Consider the following 1,673-nt stretch of genomic DNA (forward strand, 5'->3'; position numbering starts at 1 on the left):
TTATTGAATAACAAAAAATGGGAGCACCTCGCTCCCATTTTTACTATATTTTTTAAAGTTAAGGACGAATCTATGAAAGCCATATCGTATGTCATCAATCACCATGATGATTTTAAAAATTCATTGGTAGATATTGAAAAAGCGAAGCCTACGCTTAAGGAGCGTGATGTACTGGTAAAAGTTCAGGCAATCTCTGTGAATCCAGTTGATACCAAAGTGAGAAAAAATTCGTCAGAAGCAAATAATCGTATTTTAGGTTGGGATGCCGTTGGTGAAATTATTGAAGTTGGCTCAAAAGTTACCTCTTTTAAAGTCGGAGATTCTGTTTGGTATGCTGGTGATTTAACCCGAGATGGTAGTAATGCTGAGTTTCAAGCAGTCGATGAACGAATTATCAGTCTTAAACCAATTACAGTATCTAATGCAGAAGCAGCAGCATTGCCATTAACTGCTATCACGGCATGGGAAATGCTGTTTGATCGGTTTCAAATTTCAGAAACAGACGTTGGCAGTATTTTAATTATCGGTGGTGCAGGTGGTGTAGGATCAATCGCTATTCAACTCCTAAAAGCAAAAACAAATCTGACCGTTATAGCAACAGCTTCACGTGAAGAAACGAAATCTTGGGTGGAATCACTGGGTGCCGACCATGTCATTGACCATAGCAAAGATTTAAACGAACAAATCGAAGCACTAGGTATTGAAAAACCAAAATACGTATTCTCTACAAATCATACAGAAACATATACCAAGCAAATCGTTTCTCTGATTGCACCACAAGGCAAGCTTGGATTGATCGATGATCCAAAAACATTTGATATTATGCCGTTTAAGACTAAATCTATTTCTATCCATTGGGAGTTGATGTTCACCCGTTCAATGTATGAAACCGATGATATTGAAAAGCAAGGTGATCTATTGCAACAGGTTGCCCAATTAGTTGACCAGCAAAAAATTAGAAGTACGCTTAACCAAAATCTAGGCAAAATTAACGCTGCAAACTTGGAGAAGGCGCATAAGTTGCTTGAATCAGGTAAGTCAAAAGGCAAAATTGTACTAGAAAACTTCTAAAACAAACTCAAGGTGAAATAATGACTATTTCAGTAATTGCGAACATTAAGGCAAAATCAGATCAAAAAGAAACGTTAGAAGCGCTTTTAAAAAGTGTAATAGAGCCTACGCTTCAAGAAGAAGGATGCTTAAAATATGAGCTTTATATTAGCGAAAATGACTCGAGTAGATATTTCTTCTTAGAAGAATGGCGTAGCAGAGAGGATTTAGATATCCATCTAGCCTCTGATTATATTCAAAGTTTATTTGGTAATATCCAATCGCTCATTGAATCAAGTGATATTATAGAAATCAAAAAAATATAGCTGTATTCGGACGTTATGATGAAGTACTCTTCAAATTAACATAGAGACTTAAATAAAAAAACCTGAGTCCAAAGTAGTGGCTTTGTTGCACAAAGCTATTCTTAAGGGCTTCTTCAGCGATATAATTTTCAAATGAAGAAGCCTACACACAAAATCTACCGCACAACCAATGATGTGTGCTTAAAAAACAGGAGGGTTTAACTTGGTAAACTATACATACTCATTAGGAGTTTACCATGAGCAAGAAACAGAAGACTTACACCGCAGAATTTAAAGCTGAAGCCATAAAAGCCATTG

General features: G+C 36.2%; 2 protein-coding genes. Both read left to right on the forward strand.

Translation table 11 applies throughout. The features are described 5' to 3' along the window. The first annotated feature begins 72 nt into the window (after window positions 1-72). Window positions 73-1,071: a zinc-binding alcohol dehydrogenase family protein gene (locus GBN19_RS15290; RefSeq protein ID WP_151778688.1), complete on the forward strand. Its 999-nt coding sequence runs from the start codon at window positions 73-75 to the stop codon at window positions 1,069-1,071. A 20-nt stretch (window positions 1,072-1,091) separates the two neighbouring features. Next, window positions 1,092-1,376: a putative quinol monooxygenase gene (locus tag GBN19_RS15295; RefSeq protein WP_000156168.1), complete on the forward strand. Its 285-nt coding sequence runs from the start codon at window positions 1,092-1,094 to the stop codon at window positions 1,374-1,376. Window positions 1,377-1,673: the final 297 nt, after the last annotated feature.

It is taken from the genome of Acinetobacter brisouii (assembly GCF_008993995.1).
Classification (GTDB): Bacteria; Pseudomonadota; Gammaproteobacteria; order Pseudomonadales; family Moraxellaceae; genus Acinetobacter; species Acinetobacter brisouii_A.